Source organism: Pseudomonas reactans (assembly GCF_013387025.1).
GTDB classification, from domain to species: domain Bacteria; phylum Pseudomonadota; class Gammaproteobacteria; order Pseudomonadales; family Pseudomonadaceae; genus Aquipseudomonas; species Aquipseudomonas reactans.
The window spans coordinates 176,447-200,850 of record NZ_JACAQP010000027.1; the positions used below are offsets into that span (position 1 = coordinate 176,447).

General features: G+C 59.5%; 23 protein-coding genes, 4 tRNA genes and 1 riboswitch. Of the genes, 8 read left to right on the plus strand and 19 right to left on the minus strand.

From position 1 onward, the window contains the following. Positions 1–35 precede the first annotated feature (35 nt). Together cheR and HX793_RS22680 are read right to left on the minus strand one after the other, a co-directional pair. Positions 36–863 carry a protein-glutamate O-methyltransferase CheR gene (gene cheR, locus HX793_RS22675; RefSeq protein ID WP_016979774.1) on the minus strand — a complete coding sequence of 276 codons (828 nt, stop codon included), beginning with the start codon at positions 861–863 and terminating at the stop codon, positions 36–38. 43 nt (positions 864–906) lie between these two features. Then, positions 907–1,839 (minus strand): chemotaxis protein CheV, encoded by a 933-nt coding sequence (locus HX793_RS22680; RefSeq protein ID WP_177052384.1) that lies wholly within the window; start codon positions 1,837–1,839, stop codon positions 907–909. A gap of 94 nt (positions 1,840–1,933) precedes the next feature. Between HX793_RS22680 and flgA the strand changes: the two genes are divergently transcribed. The 4 genes from flgA to HX793_RS22700 all read left to right on the plus strand — a co-directional run bounded on the left by flgA (position 1,934) and on the right by HX793_RS22700 (position 4,527). Next, complete coding sequence (gene flgA, locus HX793_RS22685; protein ID WP_095017310.1) at positions 1,934–2,698, plus strand: flagellar basal body P-ring formation chaperone FlgA; 765 nt, start codon at positions 1,934–1,936, stop codon at positions 2,696–2,698. 141 nt (positions 2,699–2,839) lie between these two features. Next, the gene (gene flgM / locus HX793_RS22690) at positions 2,840–3,163 is read left to right on the plus strand and encodes a flagellar biosynthesis anti-sigma factor FlgM (RefSeq protein WP_016979779.1); all 324 of its coding nucleotides are present in this window, start codon (positions 2,840–2,842) and stop codon (positions 3,161–3,163) included. 48 nt (positions 3,164–3,211) lie between these two features. Beyond that, complete coding sequence (locus HX793_RS22695; protein ID WP_177095796.1) at positions 3,212–3,682, plus strand: flagella synthesis protein FlgN; 471 nt, start codon at positions 3,212–3,214, stop codon at positions 3,680–3,682. 95 nt (positions 3,683–3,777) lie between these two features. Then, positions 3,778–4,527, plus strand: coding sequence for a flagellar brake protein (locus HX793_RS22700; RefSeq protein ID WP_016979782.1), 750 nt, complete (start codon positions 3,778–3,780; stop codon positions 4,525–4,527). Between the two features lie 60 nt (positions 4,528–4,587). On the opposite strand, the gene HX793_RS22705 is transcribed toward HX793_RS22700, so the two are convergent. Together HX793_RS22705 and HX793_RS22710 are read right to left on the minus strand one after the other, a co-directional pair. Further along, complete coding sequence (locus HX793_RS22705; RefSeq protein ID WP_177052385.1) at positions 4,588–5,973, minus strand: MFS transporter; 1,386 nt, start codon at positions 5,971–5,973, stop codon at positions 4,588–4,590. Between the two features lie 269 nt (positions 5,974–6,242). Continuing rightward, positions 6,243–6,319 (minus strand) — tRNA-Arg (locus HX793_RS22710). 325 nt (positions 6,320–6,644) lie between these two features. Here HX793_RS22710 and HX793_RS22715 point away from each other — a divergent pair. From HX793_RS22715 to HX793_RS22725, 3 genes are all read left to right on the plus strand, one after another. Then, positions 6,645–6,872 carry a hypothetical protein gene (locus HX793_RS22715; RefSeq protein ID WP_016979784.1) on the plus strand — a complete coding sequence of 76 codons (228 nt, stop codon included), beginning with the start codon at positions 6,645–6,647 and terminating at the stop codon, positions 6,870–6,872. A 10-nt stretch (positions 6,873–6,882) separates the two neighbouring features. Next, positions 6,883–7,062: a PA3371 family protein gene (locus HX793_RS22720; protein ID WP_016979785.1), complete on the plus strand. Its 180-nt coding sequence runs from the start codon at positions 6,883–6,885 to the stop codon at positions 7,060–7,062. Positions 7,063–7,442: 380 nt separating this feature from the next. Then, on the plus strand, positions 7,443–7,769 hold the full coding sequence (locus tag HX793_RS22725; RefSeq protein WP_003175643.1) for an Arc family DNA-binding protein: 327 nt from the start codon (positions 7,443–7,445) through the stop codon (positions 7,767–7,769). 169 nt (positions 7,770–7,938) lie between these two features. On the opposite strand, the gene mgtE is transcribed toward HX793_RS22725, so the two are convergent. The 8 genes from mgtE to ltaE form a co-directional block, all read right to left on the minus strand. Continuing rightward, positions 7,939–9,381: a magnesium transporter gene (gene mgtE, locus HX793_RS22730; protein WP_016979786.1), complete on the minus strand. Its 1,443-nt coding sequence runs from the start codon at positions 9,379–9,381 to the stop codon at positions 7,939–7,941. 340 nt (positions 9,382–9,721) lie between these two features. Then, positions 9,722–9,798, minus strand: a tRNA-Arg gene (locus HX793_RS22735). A gap of 72 nt (positions 9,799–9,870) precedes the next feature. Further along, a tRNA-Arg gene (locus HX793_RS22740) sits at positions 9,871–9,947 on the minus strand. Positions 9,948–10,055: 108 nt separating this feature from the next. Beyond that, positions 10,056–10,146: transfer RNA gene (locus HX793_RS22745), tRNA-Ser, on the minus strand. 62 nt (positions 10,147–10,208) lie between these two features. Then, a complete protein-coding gene (csrA, locus tag HX793_RS22750; RefSeq protein WP_003175645.1) occupies positions 10,209–10,397 on the minus strand; it encodes a carbon storage regulator CsrA in 189 nt (62 codons plus the stop codon). 175 nt (positions 10,398–10,572) lie between these two features. Next, the gene (locus tag HX793_RS22755) at positions 10,573–11,814 is read right to left on the minus strand and encodes an aspartate kinase (RefSeq protein ID WP_010208327.1); all 1,242 of its coding nucleotides are present in this window, start codon (positions 11,812–11,814) and stop codon (positions 10,573–10,575) included. Between the two features lie 95 nt (positions 11,815–11,909). Beyond that, complete coding sequence (gene alaS, locus HX793_RS22760) at positions 11,910–14,528, minus strand: alanine--tRNA ligase (protein WP_016979787.1); 2,619 nt, start codon at positions 14,526–14,528, stop codon at positions 11,910–11,912. 146 nt (positions 14,529–14,674) lie between these two features. Further along, positions 14,675–15,679: a low-specificity L-threonine aldolase gene (gene ltaE / locus HX793_RS22765; RefSeq protein WP_177052386.1), complete on the minus strand. Its 1,005-nt coding sequence runs from the start codon at positions 15,677–15,679 to the stop codon at positions 14,675–14,677. A gap of 191 nt (positions 15,680–15,870) precedes the next feature. Further along, a riboswitch (FMN riboswitch) is annotated at positions 15,871–16,040 on the plus strand. A 96-nt stretch (positions 16,041–16,136) separates the two neighbouring features. Here ltaE and HX793_RS22770 point away from each other — a divergent pair. Then, on the plus strand, positions 16,137–16,646 hold the full coding sequence (locus HX793_RS22770; RefSeq protein ID WP_016979790.1) for a 6,7-dimethyl-8-ribityllumazine synthase: 510 nt from the start codon (positions 16,137–16,139) through the stop codon (positions 16,644–16,646). A 41-nt stretch (positions 16,647–16,687) separates the two neighbouring features. Here the strand turns inward: HX793_RS22770 and astE are convergent, their stop codons facing one another. The 7 genes from astE to HX793_RS22805 all read right to left on the minus strand — a co-directional run bounded on the left by astE (position 16,688) and on the right by HX793_RS22805 (position 24,396). Further along, positions 16,688–17,692 carry a succinylglutamate desuccinylase gene (gene astE, locus HX793_RS22775; protein ID WP_177052387.1) on the minus strand — a complete coding sequence of 335 codons (1,005 nt, stop codon included), beginning with the start codon at positions 17,690–17,692 and terminating at the stop codon, positions 16,688–16,690. An 11-nt stretch (positions 17,693–17,703) separates the two neighbouring features. After that, entirely contained in the window at positions 17,704–17,994 is a 291-nt protein-coding gene (locus tag HX793_RS22780) for a hypothetical protein (protein WP_003214319.1), read from the minus strand. A 24-nt stretch (positions 17,995–18,018) separates the two neighbouring features. After that, positions 18,019–19,365: an N-succinylarginine dihydrolase gene (gene astB / locus HX793_RS22785; protein ID WP_177095798.1), complete on the minus strand. Its 1,347-nt coding sequence runs from the start codon at positions 19,363–19,365 to the stop codon at positions 18,019–18,021. Positions 19,366–19,412: 47 nt separating this feature from the next. Further along, positions 19,413–20,882, minus strand: coding sequence for a succinylglutamate-semialdehyde dehydrogenase (gene astD, locus HX793_RS22790; protein WP_177060166.1), 1,470 nt, complete (start codon positions 20,880–20,882; stop codon positions 19,413–19,415). Then, positions 20,879–21,904: an arginine N-succinyltransferase gene (gene astA, locus HX793_RS22795; protein ID WP_016979796.1), complete on the minus strand. Its 1,026-nt coding sequence runs from the start codon at positions 21,902–21,904 to the stop codon at positions 20,879–20,881. The genes astD and astA overlap by 4 nt, the downstream gene beginning before the upstream one ends. Before the next feature lie 51 nt (positions 21,905–21,955). Continuing rightward, positions 21,956–22,975: an arginine/ornithine succinyltransferase subunit alpha gene (aruF, locus tag HX793_RS22800; protein ID WP_003175655.1), complete on the minus strand. Its 1,020-nt coding sequence runs from the start codon at positions 22,973–22,975 to the stop codon at positions 21,956–21,958. A gap of 200 nt (positions 22,976–23,175) precedes the next feature. Then, positions 23,176–24,396 (minus strand): aspartate aminotransferase family protein, encoded by a 1,221-nt coding sequence (locus HX793_RS22805; protein ID WP_016979798.1) that lies wholly within the window; start codon positions 24,394–24,396, stop codon positions 23,176–23,178. Positions 24,397–24,404 lie beyond the last annotated feature (8 nt).

Genomic DNA, 24,404 nt, shown 5'->3' on the forward strand with positions numbered 1-24,404 from the left:
GCAAGCCCCCTCCCACATTTTTGACCACGTAAGCCTTATTTGGCCTGGTAGATGATCCCCGGACTGCACTGCACCATCTGATAGTGATCCGGCAGGCCGTTCAGCGCTTCCGAAGCACCGAGGAACAGGTAGCCGCCACGCTTGAGCGTGCCATGGATGCGCAACAGGATGTCTTTCTTCACTTCGGCCGAGAAGTAGATCAGCACGTTGCGGCAGAACACCATGTCGAACTTGCCCAGGCTGGCGTAGCTGTCGAGCAGGTTGAACGAGCGGAATTCCACGCGGCTCTTGATCGGCGCCTTGACCGCCCAACGCCCCGCCCCTTTCGGGTCGAAGTAACGTTGCAGGCGCTCTTGGGACAAACCACGACCCAAGGCCAGGCTGTCGTACTCGCCAGTCTTGCAGTTGGTGAGCATGGTGCCGGACAGGTCGGTGGCGACGATTTGCGCACCGGCCTTCAACTGGCCCATGTTGGTCCGCTCGAACTCATCGATGGACATCGAAATCGAGTACGGTTCCTGCCCCGAAGAGCAAGCGGCCGACCAGATGCGCAGGCGCTGGCCAGGGCTGGCCTTGATGGCCTCCGGCAACACTTTGCTCTTGAGCACTTCAAACGGGTAGGTGTCGCGAAACCACAGGGTTTCGTTGGTGGTCATGGCATCGACCACCATCTCCTTGAGCCCGCTGCGCGGCTGCCCCTGGATGCGCTGGACCAGCTCGCCCAACGACTTGATGCCCTGCTGCTCCATCAGTTTGTTGAGACGGCTGGATACCAGGTACTGCTTGTTTTCACCGAGCAATATGCCACAGGCCTTTTCCAGGAAGACCCGGAACTGTTCGAAATCCAAATTACCCGTAGACAATGATACCGCCTCTTAAATCGTGTGACCGCCAGGGGAAATCCCCCTAGCCGTGATCTGCTGCCTTGATCCGGTCGACTACCCGGGATGCCAGGTCATCAGGACGGAATTTGGCCAGGAAGTCATCGGCACCGACCTTCTTGACCATCGCCTGATTGAATACACCCGACAACGAAGTATGCAGGATGATATGCAATTTTTGCATGCGTGGATCGTTGCGTATCTCGGCCGTGAGGGTGTAGCCGTCCATTTCCGGCATCTCGATGTCGGAGATCATCATCAAGAATTCTTCTTCCGGCTTCTTGCCGTCGTCCACCAGCTTGCGCAGGTAATCCAGCGCCTGGCGACCATCGTTGAGGGCCACCACTTCCACGCCGACCGTTTGCAGGCAACGGGTCACCTGCTTGCGCGCCACCGAGGAGTCGTCCACGGTCAGCACGCGCAGGGAGACCGCCTTGTGCGCGGTTTCGGCGTCTACCACCCCCACGGAAATCGATTCCGAGGTGGGGGCCACTTCGGCGAGGATCTTCTCCACGTCGATGATTTCCACCAACTGATTATCCACCCGCGTCACCGCCGTGAGGTAGTGATCGCGACCAGTGCCCTTGGGCGGCGGATGGATCTCTTCCCAGTTCATGTTGACGATGCGCTCCACCGAGCGCACCAGAAAACCCTGGGTCTTGGTGTTGTACTCGGTAATGATGACGAACGGGTTCTCGCGGTCCTGTAAACCCGCCGAACCGGTGGCCAGGGCCAGGTCAAGAATCGGTATCGTCGCGCCACGGATGTTGGCGACGCCACACACCACCGGGCTGGACTTGGGCATGATCGTCAGCTTGGGGCATTGCAGCACTTCCCGCACTTTGAACACGTTGATGCCATACAACTGCTTGCCATCCAGGCGAAAAAGCAACAACTCCAGGCGATTCTGCCCTACCAGCTGTGTGCGCTGGTTTACTGAATCCATTACTCCTGCCATGCCTTGACTCCCACGCTAAAACCTTTGGCCATACCTATAAGGGCAGTGACGCGCACCCAATGCTAAACGGCACGGCCTTTGCTATTTATTGGTCATGGATATTAAAACGACAGTTTCCCGACGCCCCGTCCTGACACGGTTTCGCAGATCGCTCTGCGCACCGCTGGTGTTGCTTGCCCTGGGCCTGGGCGCCACGGCCCGCGCAGACAACGTCACCTTGCCTGATCTACTTATCGGCGTCACCCAAGGCTTTCTTGAGTTCACTGTAGAAGATTATCTGGCGACCACCCAGACGCCGGGGCGCTATGAAATCCAGGTCAACCAATTGGACCCGCGCTTGCGCATGCCCATGTGCGACAAGGAATTGACAGCCACCCTGGAAAGCCCCGCCCAGCCGATCGGCCGTGTGACGGTCAAGGTCCGCTGCGATGGCGCCTCGCCCTGGACCGTGTTCGTGCCGGCCCAGGTCAAGCTCTTCCGTGATGTGGTGGTGGTTGCCCGCCCCCTCAAACGTACCGGGATCATCGGTTTCGAGGACGTGGTCCTTCGCGAACGCGACATCAGCATGATCAGTCAGGGCTACCTGACCTCTCTCGACCAGGCGGTCGGACAGAAGTTGACCCGACCAGTGGTCACGGACCAAGTCATCACCCTGGTGCATCTGGAGCAAGCCGAAGTGATTCGCAAGGGCGACCAAGTGGTGATTTCCGCCAGCAGCGGTGCGCTGCAGGTGAAAATGCCGGGGGAAGCGTTGTCCAACGGCGGCATGAGCGAACAGATACGCGTGAAGAACCTTAATTCCAACCGGGTGATCAAGGCGCGAGTCACCGCACCGGGCCAGGTAGAGGTGGCTCTATAGATTACTGGTATCAAGCGCCTGCTTTTCCTACACTGTTGGCTGGATGCCGGCCTGTAGGTTTTATTGTCAATCGAGCCTAAAGTTTGTCCGGGTATGGCCGAAAACATGGCAAGCGTCCAAATACCCAGAGGTTTTTTGATCATGGTCATCGATTTCAGTCGTTTAAATAACACCCCGACCCCGTCGGCCCCTACGCGAGCCACTGGCACCAAAGACAGCGTAGAAGCCAAGGCCCAGCCACTGCCCGCCAAGGCAGAACAGGCCAGCGTCAGCCAGAGCGGGGAATCCGTACACCTGAGCAACGAGGCTCAACAGTTGCAGAAGGTCACTGACTCGCTGCGCGATCAACCGGTAGTCAATAAAGCCCGCGTGGCCGAATTGAAACAGGCAATCGCCGATGGCAGCTATAAAGTCGACAGCAACCGTGTAGCCAGCAAGCTGCTTAATTTCGAAGCCGAGCGCTAGGCAAAGGCCTGCGCAGGGCTTTTGGACGCTTAAACCCCAAGGCCAGCCATGCATCACGACGAAAATCTGCTTCAACTGATCATTGATGATCTAGCCCCGACCCAACAGCTGCTTGAGCTGCTTCGGGAAGAAACCCTGGCCCTCTTCGGTCGGGACATGCCCCTGCTCGAAGAAATTCTGGCGCGCAAGCAGTCGCTGATTATCCTGCTGGAACAGCACGGCAAAAAACGCAGCGAGATCCTCATCAACCTGGGCCTGCCGGCGGACCATGATGGCCTGGCGCAACTGGCCAGCCACTCCACGGTCGGCGATCAGTTACTGGCGCAGAGTAAGGAGCTCAATCAGTTGCTCAGCCAGTGCCAGGAAACCAACCTGCTCAACGGTCAGTCGATCCAGCTTCAGCAAGCCACGACCGCCAACCAGTTGCGTATACTTCACGGCGGAGAGCCTCCGGCGCTTTACAACGCCCAGGGTTCCACCTCGCGCCTGGTCAAGCCAAGCACCCGCAGCCAAGCCTGACGCCTGTTTACAGCGCACCTATCCAAGGCGCGCCACATACTGGCAGAATGCCTGCTCTTGCGTGTTGTCGTATTTTGTCTGGAGATGGAAGAACCGTGTTCAACGCCCTTAATGCGGAAGATGCCCCGCAGCCACCCAAGGTCCTCACCACGCCTCTGGAAATCGCCAGCACCTTGCGGATGCTGCAAGACAGCCATGACCCGCTGATCATCACCTTTCATGAGCGAAGCCAGCGCTTCCAGAGCTACCTGGTGGACGTCAATCGCGACAGCGGCACCCTGGCCCTGGATGAAATGATCCCCCGCGACGGCGAACGCTACCTGGAAAACGGCGAACCCTTCCGCATCGAAGGCTTCCACGAAGGCGTACGCGTTGCCTGGGAAAGCAACGGCAGCCTGAGCATCAGCGAACAGGACGGCCACCGCATCTACACCGGCAGCCTGCCCGACGAAGTGGTCTACCATCAGCGCCGCAATGCCTTCCGCGCCGCCTTGAAGCTGGCCCAACTGGTCAACATCGAGCTGGGTGGCGAGAAGCTCAAGGCGCCTATCAGCGGCAAGCTGCTGGATATTTCCGCCACCGGCTGCAAACTGCGTTTTGAAGGCGATATCTCCGAGCGCTTGCAACTGGGCCAGGTCTACGACCGCTTTATCGCTGCCCTGCCCTTTGGCAGCATGACCACCTCGGTCGAACTGCGCTACTTGCACTTCGAAGAGAAGATCAACACCACCTTCGCCGGCGTGCGCTTCCATAACATGAGTGGCTTGGTGCAGCGCCAGGTCGAGCGCTTTGTGTACCAGTTGCAACGCGAAGCACGACGCTTCGACAAAGACGACGATTTTTAAAGCTTAAAGATCTCGGCAAAAAAAACGGGCAGATCCTGATGGAATCTGCCCGTTTTGCATTCAGGGGCGCGCCCTGCTCAAGTCGTGAGGGTGCTCGTCCGGCCCCGCGGGCGCAGGCGGTCCTACAAAGGGCGGCTCGTCCGCTTCGGGGCTCAACGCCGCTTCCGGTTCAGGTTCAGGGGCGGCGGTTTGCATTTGTTCCTGCACCACGGCCTCGTCTACCCGCGGATCGAGACAAGCCACCAGCGGCGAACTGGACATGCTGTCGGGCATTGCCACGTGGTGCAACGGTGCATCATCCACCTGATGCAGGTTGGTCACCGCTTTCGGTCGGATGCGCCATACCAGGATCAACGCACACAGGCTGAAAAACGCATACAGCATGTGGCTGCCGAACAGCTTCATCACCACGCCGGCGAGCAACGGCCCGACACTGGCGCCGACGCCGTAGGTCACCAACAGCATGGCCGTCAGCGACACGCGTCGATCGCCTTCCACGTGGTCGTTGGAGAACGCCACCGCCAGCGGATACAGACAGAACTGCACCAGAGAGCAGACAAAACCTGCCACGAACAACACTTCCAGCGGCACCTGGGTCAGTATCGCCAACGGCAACGCCGCCACGGCCAGGCACAGCGCGAAGCAGCGGATCAGCAGCGCGCGATCATAGCGGTCAGACAGCCAGCCCAATGGCCACTGCACCACTAGCCCGGCAAAAATGCAGCTACCCATGAACAGACCCACTTGCTCGGTGGTCAAGCCCTGCTGAGAGGCATACAACGGCGCCAGACCGTAGAACGAGCCGACGATCAGCCCCGCGCCAAGCACGGTACTCAGGGACTGCGGCACGCGTTTGATAAAGAAGCGCGGCTCCATCGGGGCAGGATGCAGAGGCGCCGGGTGAATGCGCCGCGTCATGGCCACCGGCACCAGGCACAGCGCAAAACACAGCGCGACCAGCATCAGCAACTCAAGACCCAATTGAGGGTGCATGACCAGAATCAGTTGGCCGAGCACCAGGCCCAGGTAAGACGCAATCATATAGCCGCTGAACACCACGCCACGCTGCTTGGCATCGGCCTGCTCATTGAGCCAGCTCTCGATGACCATGTACTGGCACATCATGCCCAGGCCGACGATCATCCGCAGCACGATCCACGCCGGCAGCCAATCGATCAGCCCGTGGCCCAACACCGCCGCGCCGACGATCCCGGCGCAGGTCGCATAGGCGCGAATATGCCCGACCCGGGCAATCAGGCGATGCCCGATCTTGCCACCCAGCACCAGGCCAAAATAGTTGGCCGCCATCAACGCGCCGACCCACAGGCTGTCGACATGATCGGCCGCCAGGCGCAGGGCCAGGTAAGTACTGAGCAGGCCGGAGCCGATCAGCATCATCAAGGAGGCGAAATAAAGGGCTCGAAAAGATTTCCAGATCTGGCGCATCGGCGTTCCGAGCGGCTCCTTGCGGTGAGAGACAGGGCTATCGGCATGATAGTCCGGGGTGGCCGGGTCCGGACAGGCGGTATGCGCTGTTTCCGGGGATTATTTTGCTTAAAGGTTCAGACGCTGTCCGGCTGCTCGCGGGATACACGAATCGCTATAAATACACGATGCCAGGGCTGTGAACCCATAACCCCGGCAAGGTTCGACCCATCTTCGGAAAACACCCACAAAAAAGCCCCGCCAGACGGATCTGTGCGGGGCTTTGGATCTGGTGTCCCAGGGCCGGTTCGAACGGCCAACCTTCCCCTTAGGAGGGGGATGCTCTATCCAATTGAGCTACTGGGACAAATGACAGCCGCTACGCTAAAGGCGCGGCGACGGACGGCGTGCATGTTAACGGCCGAGGTGGGTTTTGTCATGTCGTCCGTGGGCTTTTTGAGTGTAGGTCGATGCCGGCCTTATTTATCCTACCTTGAGCCCGCAAACACGGGCTAGTGAGGCTATCGTGCAAAATGCACTCCCCCAAAACGCCATCATTGCAAATTGCAACCTTGCAGCACCTTAAATCATACTCAACTTGTTGATTTTATTGAATTAATAGATTGGCACGACACCTGCAATACTTCTCCTACAAACCCAATAAGCCACGGCGTTAAGCGGAGAACATAACCATGAACAGTGCCCTTCTGTTAGCCCTCAACACCGTAGCCTTTGCTGCACTGCTGATGTTTCATTTTCAATCGACCGGCAGCAATGACCCTGCGCAGATCAGCCAGGCTGTGCCACATCACCTGCAACAACGCCCGCAACTGGCGGTGATGAACCCAAACGCGCAATCGCCGGTACGCGTGACCCAAGAGGCTCAGTCCACTTCTGCTTCTGAACATTGGGTTTTCTGAGGACATTCTGATGAACAAATTTGCCTGGCTGTTTTTGTGCCTGACCGCGCTGGCTGCTGTCCTGGGCATGAGCACCGAATCCTATGACGGCCAGACCACCGCATTTGTTAGCAGCGGCGTGTTCGCCTGTCTATTGCTGCTCACGTTGATCGTCGGTCGACGCATCAAATTCGACCCCATCCTGCGCTAATCTCCTCTCCCTACCTTATGTCGCCTCCCCCTCGCTAATCGGCAAATTGCCACTAGTCTTAAACTTAAGGGCAAAAGGCCACTTTGCTATAGGATGTGCGGCCTCAAACCCTGTGGTGGCCTGGACTGACGGGAAGTTCCATCGCGGATTTACGCGTTGAAAAGTTTTCCAACCAGTCCGCAAAAATGCAAATGAGTGCTGGCATAAAGCCTTTAGGCAGTTCAATATTTGTCACAGAATTGACGCCAAGGAAATGTCAAATCTGAGGCATGATGCGGCCTCTTTGCAATTCAGGTTGAACTTTGGTCGTGAGCCTTGTCTTAACACTCATCTTGCGGCCAATTCCAAAAACCGCTCCCCTGAACTAACCGGTTAAATATATGCGCCCATTGAAACAGGCAATTTATTCCAGCCGTACGGCTGACAAGTTCGTCGTACGTCTGCCAGACGGAATGCGGGAACGCATTGCCGAGGTGGCTCGCAATCATCACCGCAGCATGAACTCCGAAATCATCGCGCGCCTGGAACAAAGCCTCATTCAGGAAGGTGCGCTGGGCGACGAGTTGAGCATGCGCCTGGACAGCCCCGAGCTGTCGCTGCACGAACGCGAACTGCTGCAGCGTTTTCGTCAGCTCTCCCATCGCCAGCAAAATGCTCTCGTCTCGCTTATCGCGCACGACGTTGAGGCGGCCGCAGAAGCCAATTGATCTGCTACTGAAAGCCGAAGCCAGCCATGTGCTGGCTTTTTTTTGCGCGGGATTTTTTGTAGGAGCCGGCTTGCCGGCGATCCGAGCGATGCGGTCTATCAGTTAAACCGAGGGGATACAATCGCTGGCAAGCCAACTCCCACAGAGGGAGCCGGCGCGCCATGCAAGATCAGAGCAGGAAGATCGTTGCCAAGCCCAGGAAGATGAAAAAGCCACCGCTGTCGGTCATGGCCGTGATCATCACACTGGCGCCCATCGCAGGGTCACGCCCGAGGCGAGCCAGAGTCATCGGGATCAACACCCCCATCAACGCCGCCAGCAGCAGATTAAGGGTCATTGCGGCGGTCATCACCACACCGAGCGACCAACTGCCATACAGCAAGTAGGCCACCACACCGATCACCCCACCCCACACCAGGCCGTTTATAAGGCCTACCGCCAACTCTTTGCGCAGCAGGCGCGACGAGTTCGCTGTACTCACCTGGTCCAGCGCCATGGCGCGCACGATCATGGTAATCGTCTGGTTACCCGAGTTGCCGCCGATCCCGGCCACGATCGGCATCAGTGCGGCGAGCGCCACCAGCTTCTCGATCGACCCTTCGAACAATCCAATCACACGCGACGCGATAAAAGCGGTGATCAGGTTAATGGCCAGCCACGCCCAACGGTTATGCAGTGAACGCCAAACCGAGGCAAAGATATCTTCCTCTTCACGCAAACCCGCCATGTTGAGGACTTCGGTCTCACTCTCTTCACGAATCAGGTCGACCATTTCATCGATGGTCAAACGACCGATCAGCTTGCCGTTCTTGTCGACCACCGGCGCCGAGATCAAGTCATAACGCTCAAACGCCTGGGCAGCCTCGTAGGCGTCTTCATCTGGGTGAAAGCTCACCGGGTCACTGGCCATGACGTCGGCAACTTTCTTCTCTGGGTCGTTGACCAGCAGGCGCTTGATCGGCAGCACACCCTTGAGAATGCCCTCGTAATCGACCACAAACAGCTTGTCGGTATGGCCTGGCAGCTCTTTGAGACGACGCAGGTAACGCAAGACCACTTCCAAACTGACGTCTTCGCGGATGGTGACCATCTCGAAGTCCATCAGGGCGCCGACCTGATCCTCGTCATAGGACAGCGCGGAGCGCACACGCTCACGCTGCTGGCCGTCGAGAGCCTCCATCAGCTCATGGACAACATCACGGGGCAGCTCGGGGGCCAGGTCGGCCAGTTCGTCGGCGTCCATCTCCTTGGCCGCAGCCAGGAGCTCGTGATCGTCCATGTCGGCGATCAGGGTTTCACGGACCGAGTCGGACACTTCGAGCAGGATGTCGCCGTCGCGGTCAGCCTTGACCAACTGCCAGAGGGTCAGTCGATCGTCCAGCGGCAAGGCTTCAAGAATGTAGGCGACGTCGGCGGAGTGAAGGTCGTCGAGCTTGCGTTGCAGCTCAACGAGGTTTTGCCGGTGAACCAGGTTTTCGACCAGATTGTTATTCGGACCATCCTGGCGGTGCGTGAGGTCTTCGACCACACGTTGGCGCTGCAGCAGCTCGATGACTTGAGCCAGGCGATCCTGCAGGCTTTCCTGTGTTTTCTTTACTTCTACTTCGGTCATAGGCGAACTCCACTCCCAGCAGCGGGGCACGCCGGAAGGATCAATCAGTCAATTCATGATTGGTAAAACGGGGTACTGAGCAACTACTGGGTAAGTCCATGGAGGTATTCCACAAGCCCCGGCGGGGCTGACGGGCGCAATGATACACCGCCCGGCCACTTTAAACGTCAAAAAACTGGGAAGAACAAGTGCTTGCGAGCCAAAGCTGAGTATTGGCTGCATCTATGAACTGCGACGCCGCAGTGGGGAAGGAAAACACATGGAGGCGAGAGAAAAAGAAAAAATCCTACACAAACCCCAGACGGCAAAAAGCCCGCACTAGGCGGGCTTTTTGTTTGTATGGTGCACTCGACAGGATTCGAACCTGTGACCGCTCGGTTCGTAGCCGAGTACTCTATCCAGCTGAGCTACGAGTGCAGATTGTGTTTTTAGACCAGATCACAACTGGTTGTAACCGAATCACCTGCATTACTGCAACTGACTCTTAAATGGTGCACTCGACAGGATTCGAACCTGTGACCGCTCGGTTCGTAGCCGAGTACTCTATCCAGCTGAGCTACGAGTGCATTTGTTGCCGCGCATTATAGGCCGTTCAATCTCTATGTAAAGCTATTTTTTCGTTAATTTTCAACAACTTAGCGAAAAAACCAGATTGCAACGTACTAAGCAAATAATGGCGGAGAACGGGGGATTCGAACCCCCGACACCCTTTTGAGGTGTACTCCCTTAGCAGGGGAGCGCCTTCGGCCACTCGGCCAGCTCTCCGCAACACGGGGCGTATATTAACCACGTTCATCCCCGTTTGCAAACATAAAAAACGATAAAAATTAAAGGCTTGGTTCTTCGTCCTTCTCTTTCTTGATCCGCAGGTAGATTTCCTCGCGGTGTACCGCTACCTCTTTCGGAGCGTTAACCCCGATACGCACTTGATTGCCTTTGACGCCGAGCACGGTCACGGTGATTTCGCCATCACCGATAATCAGGCTTTCTGCGCAACGACGAGTCAGAATCAGCATACCTTTCTCCTCACGCATTTCAGTTCAGGAACAACAGTCTGCAAAAAAAAGGCCTTCGACCTACAACCCAAAGGCCATAGCCCTACCCGCCTAAGTATTGTCGAGCGCACGCAAAAGAACATGCGCCCTACAAAAAAAGGAAAGGCGCGGTAAACCGCGCCTTCCTGGCACTACGTCACTCGCCCTGTCGGGCCGGAGCGTCCAGCTCAAAAGCGGTATGCAGCGCGCGTACAGCCAGTTCCAGGTACTTCTCTTCGATCACCACCGAGACCTTGATTTCCGAGGTGGAGATCATCTGGATGTTGATGCTTTCCTTGGCCAGGGCCTCGAACATGCGGCTGGCAACGCCCGCATGAGAGCGCATGCCCACACCCACGATCGACACCTTGGCGATCTTGGTATCGCCGACCACTTCACGGGCGCCGATTTCCTTCGCCGTGTTCTGCAGGATCCGCTCCGCCGCATCGTACTCGTTGCGGTGCACGGTGAAGGTGAAATCGGTGGTGTTATCGTGCGAAACGTTCTGCACGATCATGTCGACTTCAATGTTCGCGCCGCTGATCGGGCCCAGGATCTTGAACGCCACACCCGGGGTATCCGGCACGCCACGGATAGTCAGCTTGGCTTCATCACGGTTGAAAGCGATACCGGAAATGATCGGCTGTTCCATGGATTCCTCTTCATCAATAGTAATGAGGGTGCCCGGACCCTCTTTGAAGCTGTGCAATACGCGCAGCGGAACGTTGTACTTGCCGGCGAACTCCACCGCACGAATCTGCAACACCTTGGAACCGAGGCTGGCCATTTCCAGCATCTCTTCAAAGGTGATCTTGTCCAGGCGCTGGGCCACGGACACCACACGCGGGTCAGTGGTGTAGACGCCGTCCACATCGGTGTAGATCTGGCATTCATCGGCCTTCAGCGCCGCTGCCAGCGCCACGCCGGTGGTGTCCGAACCGCCACGCCCGAGGGTAGTGATGTTGCCCTGCTCGTCCACACCCTGGAAGCCTGCTACAACTACCACGCGACCGGCCTTCAGATCCGTACGAATTTTCTGATCGTCGATCTGCAGGATGCGCGCCTTGGTGTGCGCGCTGTCGGTGAGGATGCGCACCTGACTGCCAGTGTAGGACACCGCCGGCACACCGCGCTTGTTCAGCGCCATGGCCAGCAAGGCGATGGTCACCTGCTCACCGGTGGACACGATCACATCCAGCTCACGAGGGAGCGGCTGTTGATCACCACTGATTGCCTTGGCCAGATCGATCAGGCGATTGGTCTCGCCGCTCATGGCCGACAGCACCACCACCAGGTCGTCGCCGGCATCGCGGAATTTCTTAACCTTGTCGGCCACCTGCTCGATTCTTTCGACAGAGCCGACCGAGGTGCCTCCAAATTTCTGTACGATCAAAGCCATTTCTAAGCCGCCTCAGCCCGTAAAGGGGCGCCTAATATCCAATCAACCAGCACCGAACAGGCCCGTGACTAGACCACGGGCCGGTTAACAGTGCCTTAAATACCTGCCTCGACAAACGGCACGGTCAGGGCCAGGGCTGCGTCCAGGCTGCCGGCGTCTACACCACCGCCTTGCGCCATGTCCGGACGACCACCGCCCTTCCCGCCCACTGCCGCGGCGGCTTGCTTCATCAAATCACCAGCCTTGAGTTGGCCAGTCAGGTCCTTGGTTACACCGGCAACCAGAACGACCTTTTCCTCATGGACACCGCCGAGCAGGATCACTGCGCGGCCGAGCTTGTTCTTCAACTGATCGACCAAGGCCAACAGCGCCTTGCCATCCTGACCGTCCAGGCGTGCGGCCAGAACTTTCACGTCCTTGACGTCCACCGCAGAAGCCGACAGATCGTCGCCTGCCGCGCTGGCCGCCTTGGCTTGCAACTGCTCCAGCTGTTTCTCCAGTGCGCGGTTGCGCTCCAGCACAGCGGACAGTTTGTCGATCAGGTTGTCGCGGCTGCCCTTGACCAGGCTGGCCGCTTCCTTGAGTTGTTCTTCAGCCGCATTAAGGTAGGCCAGGGCCGCAGCGCCGGTCACCGCTTCAATACGACGTACACCGGAGGCCACACCGCCTTCGCTGATGATCTTGAGCAAGGCGATGTCGCCGGTACGGTTGGCGTGGATACCGCCACACAGTTCCACCGAGAAATCGCCGCCCATGCTCAGTACGCGCACGCTGTCGCCGTACTTCTCGCCGAACAGCGCCATGGCGCCCTTGGCTTTTGCAGTCTCGATATCGGTTTCTTCAGTTTCGACGGCGGTGTTCTTGCGAATCTCGGCGTTGACGATGTCTTCCAGGGCCTTGATCTGCTCCGGCTTGATCGCTTCAAAATGGCTGAAGTCGAAACGCAGGCGCTGGCTGTCGACCAACGAACCCTTCTGCTGAACGTGCTCGCCCAGTACCTGGCGCAGGGCTGCGTGCAGCAAGTGCGTGGCCGAGTGGTTCAGCGAGGTGGCGTGGCGCACATCGGCGTCTACCTGGGCATCCACCGGCGAACCGACGGTGAGGCTGCCCGAGGCCAACACGCCGTGGTGCAGGAACGCGCCGCCGGTCTTGGTGGTGTCGCGTACATCAAAACGACCGGACGCGGCTTTCAGGAAACCGCAGTCGCCGATCTGGCCACCGGATTCGGCGTAGAACGGCGTCTGGTCCAGGACCACGACACCGTCGTCACCTTCATTCAATACGTCAACCGACTGGCCGTCCTTATAGAGGGCAACCACTTTGGCCGCACCGCTGGTGGCCTTGTAGCCGGTGAACTCGGTGGCCACGTCAACCTTGACCAGGCTGTTGTAGTCCATGCCGAACGAGCTGGCCGAACGTGCGCGCACGCGCTGGGCTTCCATCTCGCGCTCGAAACCTTCCTCGTCGAGGGTCAGGTTGCGCTCACGGGCGATGTCGCCGGTCAGGTCCATCGGGAAACCATAGGTGTCGTAGAGCTTGAACACCACGTCGCCCGGCACCACGGTGCCTTGCAGGTTGGCGAGGTCTTGTTCGAGAATTTTCAGACCCTGTTCCAGGGTCTTGGCGAACTGCTCTTCCTCAGCCTTCAGCACGCGCTCGATGTGCGCCTGATTCTGCTTGAGTTCCGGGAAGGCTTCGCCCATCTCGGCCACCAGCGCCGCAACGATCTGGTAGAAGAAGCTGCCGTTGGCGCCCAGCTTGTTACCGTGGCGGCAAGCACGACGGATGATGCGACGCAGCACATAGCCACGGCCTTCGTTGGACGGCAACACGCCATCGGCAATCAGGAAGCCGCAGGAACGGATATGGTCAGCCACCACTTTCAGCGAAGCCTGGTCTTCATTGGTGCAACCAATGGCCTTGGCTGCTGCGGCCAGCAGGCTTTGGAACAGGTCGATCTCGTAGTTGGAATGCACGTGCTGCATCACCGCACTGATCCGCTCCAGGCCCATGCCGGTGTCTACCGACGGCGCTGGCAACGGATGCAACACGCCATCAGCGGTGCGGTTGAACTGCATGAACACGTTGTTCCAGATCTCGATATAACGGTCGCCGTCTTCTTCTGGCGAGCCCGGTGGGCCACCCCAGATGTCGGCGCCGTGGTCGTAGAAGATCTCGGTGCAAGGACCGCATGGGCCGGTATCGCCCATGGTCCAGAAGTTGTCGGACGCGTACGGTGCGCCTTTGTTGTCACCGATGCGCACCATGCGCTCGGCCGGCACGCCGACTTCTTTGGTCCAGATGTCGTACGCCTCGTCATCGCTGGCGTAGACGGTGACCCAGAGTTTTTCCTTCGGCAGCTTCAGCACGCCAGTGAGGAAGGTCCAGGCGAAGTTGATCGCGTCTTGCTTGAAATAATCGCCAAAGCTGAAGTTGCCGAGCATTTCGAAAAAGGTGTGGTGACGGGCGGTGTAGCCGACGTTTTCCAGGTCGTTGTGCTTGCCACCGGCGCGCACGCACTTCTGGCTGCTGACGGCGCGGGTGTACGCGCGCTTTTCCTGGCCCAGGAAGCAGTCCTTGAACTGGTTCATCCCCGCGTTGGTGAACAGCAGGGTGGGGTCATTGCCTGGGATCAAGGAGCTGGAGGAGACACGGGTGTGACCTTGCTCTTCGAAGAAGCGAAGGAAGGCTTCACGGATTTCTGCGCTTTTCATTAGGTTCTTCCACGGAGGCTGCGGCCAAAGGCCAGTGCGCAACATCATCAGACGGAGCGACGGCAAAGGGCCGCATTATATCGGCCCTTTGCCGGTGGTACAGCGTGTTTATACGATTGAAACGTTCAATTAGACGGTCTGCACTGTCATTTCCGCGAAAATTCGACGAATGTCTGCGCGACCTGCTCGATCTGCGCCCGGCTGACATCCAAATGCGTGACCATGCGCAGGCGCGGGGCGGCGCTCAACGTGATCCCGCGCTCGGCGGCAAACGCCTTCAAGGCCTGGGCCTGGTCACCGATCTGCACGTAGACCATGTTGGTCTGCACCGACTCCACCTCATAACCGGCCTGGCGCAACGCATCGCCCAGCCATTGGGCATTGGCGTGGTCGTCAGCCAGGCGCTGCACCTGGTGATCCAGGGCATACAGCCCCGCCGCCGCTAACGAGCCGGCCTGGCGCATGCCACCGCCGACCATTTTGCGCAGGCGCCGGGCCTTGGCGATCAACGCCGTGGAGCCGCACAACACTGAGCCAATCGGCGCGCCAAGGCCTTTGGACAGGCACACCGACACCGAATCGAAATGCTGGGCAATCTCGCGTGCATCCACACCCAGCTTGACCGCTGCGTTGTAGAGCCGCGCGCCATCCAGATGCAGGGCTAGGTCATGCTCGCGGGTGAACGCCCGGGCCTTTACCAAGTAGTCCAGCGGCAATACCTTGCCTTGCATGGTGTTTTCCAGCGCCAGCAAGCGGGTGCGGGCGAAGTGGAAGTCGTCGGGCTTGATCGCCGTCAACACCTGATCCAGGTCCAGGGAACCATCGGCCTGCACTTCCAGCGGTTGCGGCTGGATCGAGCCCAACACCGCCGCGCCACCGCCTTCGTATTTGTAGGTATGGGCCTGCTGGCCGACGATGTATTCCTCGCCGCGTTCACAGTGGGCCATCAACGCCAACAGGTTGCTCATGGTACCGGTCGGCACGAACAACGCGGCGGCAAAACCCAGGCGCTTGGCCAGTTCGGCTTCCAGGCGATTGACGCTGGGGTCTTCGCCGTACACGTCATCACCGCTGGCGGCAGTGGCCATGGCGTCCCGCATGCCGGGGGTGGGTTGGGTCACGGTGTCGCTGCGCAGGTCGATCACAGACATGAAACAAGCCTCTCAAGGTTTACGTAAGTTCCTTTTGTGAGTGATTACTGCGGGCAAAGCCACGGAATATCAAGCCCCCAATGCATTCAATCGAATACCAACCAAACAAACCGATATAGCTTATCGATACGGCGGTCGTGCAGTTTTCGAAAAACCGTGTTAAAAACTCTCCGCCGCCAGGGTTCTGGTGGCAACGTTCTCAGGGCGGGGTGCAATTCCCCACCGGCGGTAATTACACGCAATGTGTATAGCCCGCGAGCGCTTGGCGCCTCGAACTGCTCCGGCAGGACGGCGACAAGGTCAGCAGACCCGGTGTGATCCCGGGGCCGACGGTCATAGTCCGGATGAAGAGAGAACGGGATTGGCACCTAAGGGCCGCGCACGAATTGTGCTTGCGTACCCTTAAATCCCATTCGATTCATATCGCCCTGTTTTTTTCTTAAACAGGAGTCAGAACATGCAACCCACCGCAATCGACAGCAAAAGCAAAAACCACCACGGCGAGCGCGTCGCGTTTATCCAGGCCTGCTGGCACAAGGATATTGTCGACCAATCGCGCAAAGGTTTCCTCGCCGAAATGATCGCCCAGGGCTACCAGGAATCGGACATCGATTTCTTCGAAGTCGGCGGCGCCTTTGAAATGCCCCTGCACGCCAAGCTGCTGGCCAAGACCGGCCGTTACGCCGGTATCGTCGCCGCCGCGCTGGTGGTGGACGGTGGCATCTATCGCCACGAATTCGTCGCCCAATCGGTGGTCAGCGGCCTGATGCAGGTTCAGCTGGAAACCGAAGTGCCGGTGTTCTCGGTGTCGCTGACACCGCATCACTTCCATGCGGGCAGCGAACACCACGCGTTCTTCCACGATCACTTTGTGCACAAGGGCCAGGAAGCCGCGCGCACCTGCGCCGACACCCTGCACAAGGTGCGTGCGATCCGTCGCAGCGAGCCACGGGCTGTAGCCGTCTAAGAGACACAAAAAACCCGGTGTAAAAACCGGGTTTTTCTTTTTCAGGCCAGGCCAGCGTCCGTGGTCGGCACAATCAGTATCCCCGCTCGCAAACCATTCTTCACCTTCGGGTTCGGGAAGATGATGCGCGCACCCTCCTCCTCAATCACCCAACGGGTCTTGGCCACATCCTCGGCCAGCAGATAGCCTTGCGCCAATGGCGAGAAGTTCTCCACATCCGCCGGCAGGTGCATCAGGAACGAATCGCTGTGCTTGATGACTTCACGGGACACGGCAAACAATTGCAGACCATCCAGGCTCTCGGTTTCCGGCTCGGAGCCTTCGATGATCTGTTTCAGGCGGGTTTCCAGCCGCGAGACGTCCACGCCTTGGTTCTGCCCGAACGGCCGCGCCTTGCCCAACTCCAGGGTGAAGGCTTCGGCCTCCAACTGCTCGTAGGTAAACGCGGTGAAGGTGATCGAGGTCTTGTTTTGCAACAGCACCGCTTCCATACCGGCGGCACGCAAACGGGCCAGTTCATGGCGCGAATGCTGACGACCTTCCTTCCAAGGGTACAGGGCGAACTGTTCGATCTTCGAACCACGAATGGCCGTGTGCAGGTCGTAATGCAGGCGCGAACGGCCAGGCTGGCTGAAGAAGCTGCGAGCCAGTTGCTCAAGCTCGGCGGCACGCATGGCCTCGGGACCGATGTTTTTTTCGTGTCGGCCGTTGAACAGCCGGTTGACGTCCAGTTCGAGGTAACGCTCGCCGCGGCGCATGGCCTCGGGGTTGCCGAACAGGAACAGAATACGGGTACGGGGTTTGATCTCCCCACGGGCAATACCATGCAACAGGCGGTCGAGCAGTTCGATCGGCGCGGTTTCGTTGCCATGGATGCCGGACGACAGCAGCAGGTCGCTGCCGTTGTCTTTCGCTTCAGGTGGGCGCACTTCAAGCGCGCCCTCGCTGAGCCAGCGCATCTGCACGCCGTCGACAGTCAGTTGAATTTTTTGCGCCGGTTCGCGACCGGCGAGGGTCAGTTCAAGCAGTTTGCCGAGGGCGAGCATACGCAGCTTCCTTAGTGGTTGCAGCCTGGGCCGTGGACGTGATCGTCGTCGTCACCTTCAACGTCGGCCGGTTCCATTTCCAGTTGCAGGCTCATCAGGTTGGTGGCCAGTGGGCGCATCAGCAGATTGGCGTATTCGGCATCGCCTTCTTCCACGTCCACGCCGATCAGCAGTTGGCCACGGCCATCGTGCTGGATCCAGATTTCCTTGCCCTGCCAGACCACGGCGACGCGGGTGCAGGAAGTTTCCAGCTGGGTGCCGTCGGTGTCTTCAAGAATCAGTTTCAGGGTGTCGGTGGTCATAAATAGCTCTCAGCCATGCGGCGTTTAATTGATCTGGAAAGGATAAACCGAGCCCAGTTTAAGGATTTGCGTCAGTTCATCCAGTGCCGTCCGGCATTCAAGCAGCAACTGCGGGTCAGCCAGGTCGCTTTCACGCAGGCTGTCGCGGTAGTGTTTGTCGACCCACTGGGTCAACGTCTCGTACAACGGCGCGGTCATGATAACGCCTGGATTCACCGCCGCCAGTTCCGTTTCGTTCAACGCCACACGTAAACGCAGGCAGGCCGGGCCGCCGCCGTTCTGCATGCTTTGCTTGAGGTCGAATACCTTCACTTCGCGGATCAGGCCACCGGCCGCGGTCAGGCCTTGCAGGTACTGCCAGACGCGCTCATTGGCACGGCACTCTTCCGGCACAATCAGCAGCATCGAGCCGTCAGCGCGACTCAACAATTGGCTGTTGAACAGGTAGGAACGTACCGCGTCTTCGACACTGACCTGGGCGCGGGGCACGCAGACGGACTGGAAGTTGCCGCCCAACTTGCCCAATTTTCCTTGCAGCTCGGCGAGGATCTGTTCGGTATTGAGGAAGGCATCTTCGTGATAGAACAGCACTTCGCCATTACCCACCGCGATCACATCGTTGTGGAATACGCCCGCATCGATCACCGCCGGGTTCTGCTGGGCGTAGACCACGCCGTCGTCTTTCAGGCCGTGCAGGCGTGCGACGGCCTGGGACGCTTCGAGGGTCTGACGTGCCGGGTACTTCTGCGGCGCCGGGTAGCGAGGGTCGAACGCACTACGGCCGAACACGAAGAACTCAACGCCTGCGTCGCCGTACTCACGGCAGAAACGTGTGTGGTTGGCCGCGCCTTCATCGCCAAACTGCGCCACTGCTGGCAATGCGGCGTGATGGGCGAAGTGTTTCGCGTCGGCAAACATCGCCCCCAGCACGCGGCTGGTGGTCGGGTGTTCGATGCTGCGGTGGTATTTGCAGTTGAGGTTGGCGGCGGTGAAATGCACACGGCCGTCAAAGGTGTCGGCGCTTGGGCTGACGGTGGCGGCGTTGGCCACCCACATGCTCGACGCCGAGCAACTCGCGACCAGCAACGGCATCGCATCCTTGGCCGCTTGCTGGATTACTTGGGCATCGGTGCCGCTGAAACCCAGGTTGCGCAAGGCGGCCACATCAGGACGCTCCTGAGGCGCCAACACGCCTTGCACAAAACCCATGTCCATCAGGGCTTTCATCTTCTGCAGGCCCTGCAACGCCGCTTCCTTGGGGTTGGAATGCTGCTGGCTGTTGCTTTGGGACGCGACGTTGCCGAAGGACAAACCGCCGTAGTTATGGGTCGGCCCCACTAGACCGTCAAAATTGACTTCATAGGATTTCATCGGCGAGGCTCCACGAACATCTGTATTTTTATAGGCATCAATAGCAATCAGGGCAATCGCACGCCGGGTGTCAGCGCGGCTGGCAACACCAGGCTCGGGGTCTCAAGCGAGGCCACCGGGTACGCGCAATAATCCGCCGCGTAATACGCACTGGCGCGATGGTTGCCCGACGCCCCTACTCCACCAAACGGCGCGGTACTGGCGGCGCCGGTCAGCTGTTTGTTCCAGTTGACGATGCCCGCGCGGCTTTCCAGCCAGAACTGCTGGTAGCGCGCTTCGGAGTCCGACAACAGACCTGCGGCCAAACCGTATTGGGTGTTGTTGGCCTCGGCAATCGCCGCTTCAAAATCAGCGTAGCGGATCACCTGCAACAACGGGCCGAACAGCTCTTCGTCTTCGCGCTCGCTCACGCCGGTCACGTCGATGATGCCCGGAGTCAGCAAGGCGGCCTGGTCCTGAGGCTGAGTCATTTCCAGCAGCGCCACGGCGCCGTTGGCGAGCATCAGTTCCTGGGCGTCCATCAAGGCTTTGGCCGCCGCGAGGGAGATCACCGAGCCCATGAACGGTGCCGGCTGCTGATCAAAAGCGCCCACCTCGATCGTCGCGCTGACCGCCACCAGGCGCGCCAGCAACGCATCACCCCACGCGCCTTCCGGCACCAACAGGCGACGGGCGCAGGTGCAGCGCTGACCGGCGGAGATAAACGCCGACTGGATAATGGTGTAGACCGCCGCATCCACATCGGCCACTTCATCGACCACCAGCGGGTTGTTGCCACCCATTTCCAGCGCGAGGATCTTGTCCGGGCGCCCGGAGAATTGCTGATGCAGATGATTGCCGGTGCGGCTGGAACCGGTGAAGAACAACCCGTCGATACCGGGGTTGGCCGCCAGCGCGATACCGGTTTCCCGCGCGCCTTGCAGCAGGTTCAACACACCTGCCGGCAGGCCAGCTTCGATCCAGCATTGTACGGTCAGCTCGGCAACCTTGGGGGTCAGCTCGCTCGGCTTGAACAGCACGGTGTTACCCGCCAGCAAGGCCGGCACGATATGCCCGTTCGGCAAGTGGCCAGGGAAGTTGTACGGGCCGAACACCGCCACCACACCGTGGGGCTTGTGGCGCAACACGGCGGTGGCGTCGCCCAGCGGGCCGCTCTTCTCACCGGTGCGCTCGCGGTAGCTTTGCACCGAGATCGCGATCTTGTTGGCCATGCTGGTCACTTCGGTGGCCGATTCCCACAGCGGCTTGCCGGTTTCCTCACCGATGCAACGAGCGATTTCGTCGGCACGGCTTTTCAGGGTGGCGGCGAAGGTTTCCAGCACGCCGATGCGTTCTTCCAGCGGGCGCTTGGCCCAGGCTGGGAACGCCTGGCGCGCAGCCTGCACGGCGGACTCGACCTGCTCGGCCGTGGCGCCATTGCCGGCCCACAGCACCTGCTGAGTCACCGGGTTGCGCGATTCAAACAGTTCACCCTGGCCAGTCAGCCACTGACCTGCGATATACAGCGAATTCATTATTTCGACTCCCGAGCAGCGGACAACGGAACGGCACGCACTTGATCACCCACCACCAGTTGCAGGCGCTTGGCGGTCTGTGGATCGACTACCAGCGTGCCTGCCGCCAGACGAGCCGGGGCGGCGGTGATGCGGCATTCTTCGCGCTTGCGGTTATGGATCAGGAACGGCGTAGCATCGTCCCCCGGCGTGCCGATCGCCAACACCAGCGACTGGCTGTCGCGCACGGCACGGATCTTGGTGGTTTCACATTCCACTGCCGGGCCGGCGTCGAAGATGTCGACATAGCCCTGGTAGCTGAAGCCTTCGCTCTTGAGCATGCTCAGCGCCGGCTCGGTGTCCGGATGGACCTTGCCGATCACATTGCGCGCATCCTCGGACAGGAAGCAGCTGTACAGCGGAAACTTCGGCATCAGTTCGGCGATAAACGCCTTGTTGCCCACGCCCGTGAGGTAGTCGGCCTGGCTGAATTCCATCTTGAAGAAGTGCCGGCCCAGGCTTTCCCAGAACGGCGAACGTCCGGCGTCGTTGGACACACCGCGCATCTCGGCGATGATCTTGTTGCCGAACAGTTGCGGGAATTCAGCGATAAACAACATGCGCGCCTTGGCCAGCATGCGACCGTTGAGGCCGGTGCGGTAATCGGCGTGCAGGAACAACGAGCACAGCTCGGAGTTGCCGGTGAGGTCGTTGGCCAAAAACAGCGTCGGAATCTCGCGGTAGATATTCAGCTCCTGGGAGGCGCTGACCGTCAGGCCGACCCGGAAGTTGTACCAGGGCTCACGCAGGCCAACGGCGCCAGCAATGGCAGAAATCCCCACCACGCGGCCTTCGTCGTTTTCCAGCACGAACAGGTAGTCGGCATCGCCGCGCCCGGCGTCGCCGCGAAAGGTTTTCTCGGCCCAGCCCACGCGGTGGGTCAGGCGCTCTTCGTTGGCCGGCAAGGTGGTGAGGCCGGTGCCGGTGCTGCGCGCCAGATCAATCAGGGCCGGTAAATCGCTGCTGCGTACGGGACGAACGATCATGCTATCTCCTCGAACGGGCCGCTGTTGTCAGCCACCCGCGAAACTCTCTTTTTAAACCGCTACCAGGCGCACACTCGCGCCTTCGCCAACGCCCAGGGCTTCGGCGGCTGCCAGGTCCAGGGTCACCGGTTTACCCGGCGCATAGTCCAGCTCCAGCATCACCGCGCGGTAATCCTGCAACTGCGCGTTGCTCACCAGGTACTGGCGACCGACACCCTTGACCATCTCACCGATCTTCACCGGCACCACGCGGCTCTGGGCGATCGAGCGAATGCCCGACACCCGTGCATGCAGCGTCGGGCCACCGTCGAAGATGTCGATGTAATGGTCAGTCTCAAAGCCTTCGCGCATGAGGATGTCGAAGGTGATTTGCGCACGCGGGTGCACCTGGCCCATGGCTTCCTGGGCTTCGTCCGGCAGCAGCGGCACGTAGATCGGGTAATGCGGCATCAGCTCGGCGAGGAAGGTGCGGCTTTTCAGCCCACACAGGCGCTCGGCGGCGGCATAGTTGAGGTCGAAGAAGTTGCGACCGATGGCGTCCCAGAACGGCGAGTCACCGTTCTCATCGCTGTAGCCGACGATCTCGGTCACCACCGAGTCGGCAAAGCGCTCGGGATGGCTGGCGACGAACAGCAGGCGGCCACGGGAATTGAGTTCCGACCACGGCGAACCGACCAGCTCAGGCACCACGTAGAAACTGGTGAGCAGGCTGTTGCCGGTGAGGTCGTGGCACTGGGAGAGCACGTGGATCTTGTTGTGGATCTTCAGCTCGCGGGAGGCGTGCACGAAGGTCTCGTTACGGAAACTGTAGAAGGGTTCCGAGTAGCCGGCCGAGGCGACGATGGCCGAGCAACCGGCGAGCTTGCCGGTCTCGGTGTCTTCAAGCACGAAGAAATAACTCTCTTCGCCATTGAAACTGACCTCGGCCGCGAAGGACGCTTCGCTGGCGGCGATCTTGTCGCTGAGGCGTTCCACATCGTCCGGCAAGGAGGTGACACCAATCGGGCTGTCCGCAGCCAGACGCTGTACCTCGCCCAGATCAGCCATTTGCGCGGGGCGCATCACCAGCATGGTGTCACTCCTTAACTCGAAAAACTCATAGAGGGAAAAATGCCGGACACGGAATTTTGATTCACACAGATCCAATGTGGGAGCGGGCTTGCTCGCGAATGCAATCTGTCAGTCAATACATCTAGCGACTGAACCACCGCTTTCGCGAGCAAGCCCGCTCCCACATTTGGAAACGGTCCGACCAGCAAAATATGTCGCTATCAGGCTTGCGTCAGTGTTTTTACGGCACGCTCAAACCGGTCCAAACCTTCCTTGATATCCGCCTCTTCCACCACCAGGCTCGGTGCGAAACGCACCACATCCGGGCCGGCTTGCAGGATCATCAGGTTTTCTTTCTCGGCCGCGTTGAAAACGTCCTTGGCCTTGCCCTTGAACGCATCGCTTAGTACGCAACCGAGCAACAGGCCCATGCCGCGCACTTCGGTGAAGATGCCGTACTGCTTGCCGATCTGCTCCAGGCGCGCCTTGAACAGGTCGTGCTTGGTGTTGACGCCGGCCAGCACTTCAGGGGTGTTGATCACGTCGATCACCGCCTCGGCCACCGCGCACGCCAGCGGGTTGCCGCCGTAGGTGGTGCCGTGAGTGCCGACGACCAGGTGCTTGGCCAGCGCTTCAGTGGTGAGCATCGCCGCGATCGGGAAACCGCCGCCCAGGCTCTTGGCGCTGGTGAGGATGTCCGGGGTCACGCCGTAATGCTGATAGGCGAACAGGTGGCCACTGCGGCCCATGCCGGTCTGCACCTCGTCGAATACCAACAGCGCGTTGTTCGCGTCGCACAGCTCGCGGGCACCTTGCAGGTAAGCCAGCTCGGCCGGCAGTACGCCGCCTTCGCCCTGGATCGGCTCCAGTACAACGGCGCAGGTCTTGTCCGACACAGCGGCTTTCAGCGCAGCCAGGTCGTTATAAGGAACGTGCGTGATACCAGTGATTTTAGGACCGAAACCATCGGAGTACTTGGACTGGCCACCGACGTTGACGGTGAACAGGGTACGGCCGTGGAAGCTGTTCAGCGCGGCGATGATCTCGTATTTCTCGGTTCCGAAACGGTCGAAGGCAACGCGACGAGCCAGCTTGAACGCGGCCTCATTGGCCTCGGCGCCGGAGTTGCAGAAGAACACGCGCTCGGCAAAGGTGGCGTCGATCAGCTTGTGGGCCAGGCGCAACGCCGGCTCATTGGTGAAGACGTTGGAGACGTGCCACAGCTTGTTGGCCTGCTCGGTCAGTGCACCGACCAGCGCCGGGTGGGCGTGGCCCAATACGTTGACCGCAATGCCGCCGGCAAAGTCGATCAGCTCGCGACCCGCCTGGTCCCACACGCGCGAACCTTCGCCACGTACAGGAATGAATGCGGCCGGTGCGTAGTTAGGCACCATGACCTGGTCGAAATCGGCACGTTGCACCGGGGCTTGCTCAACGGACATCGGAGTCT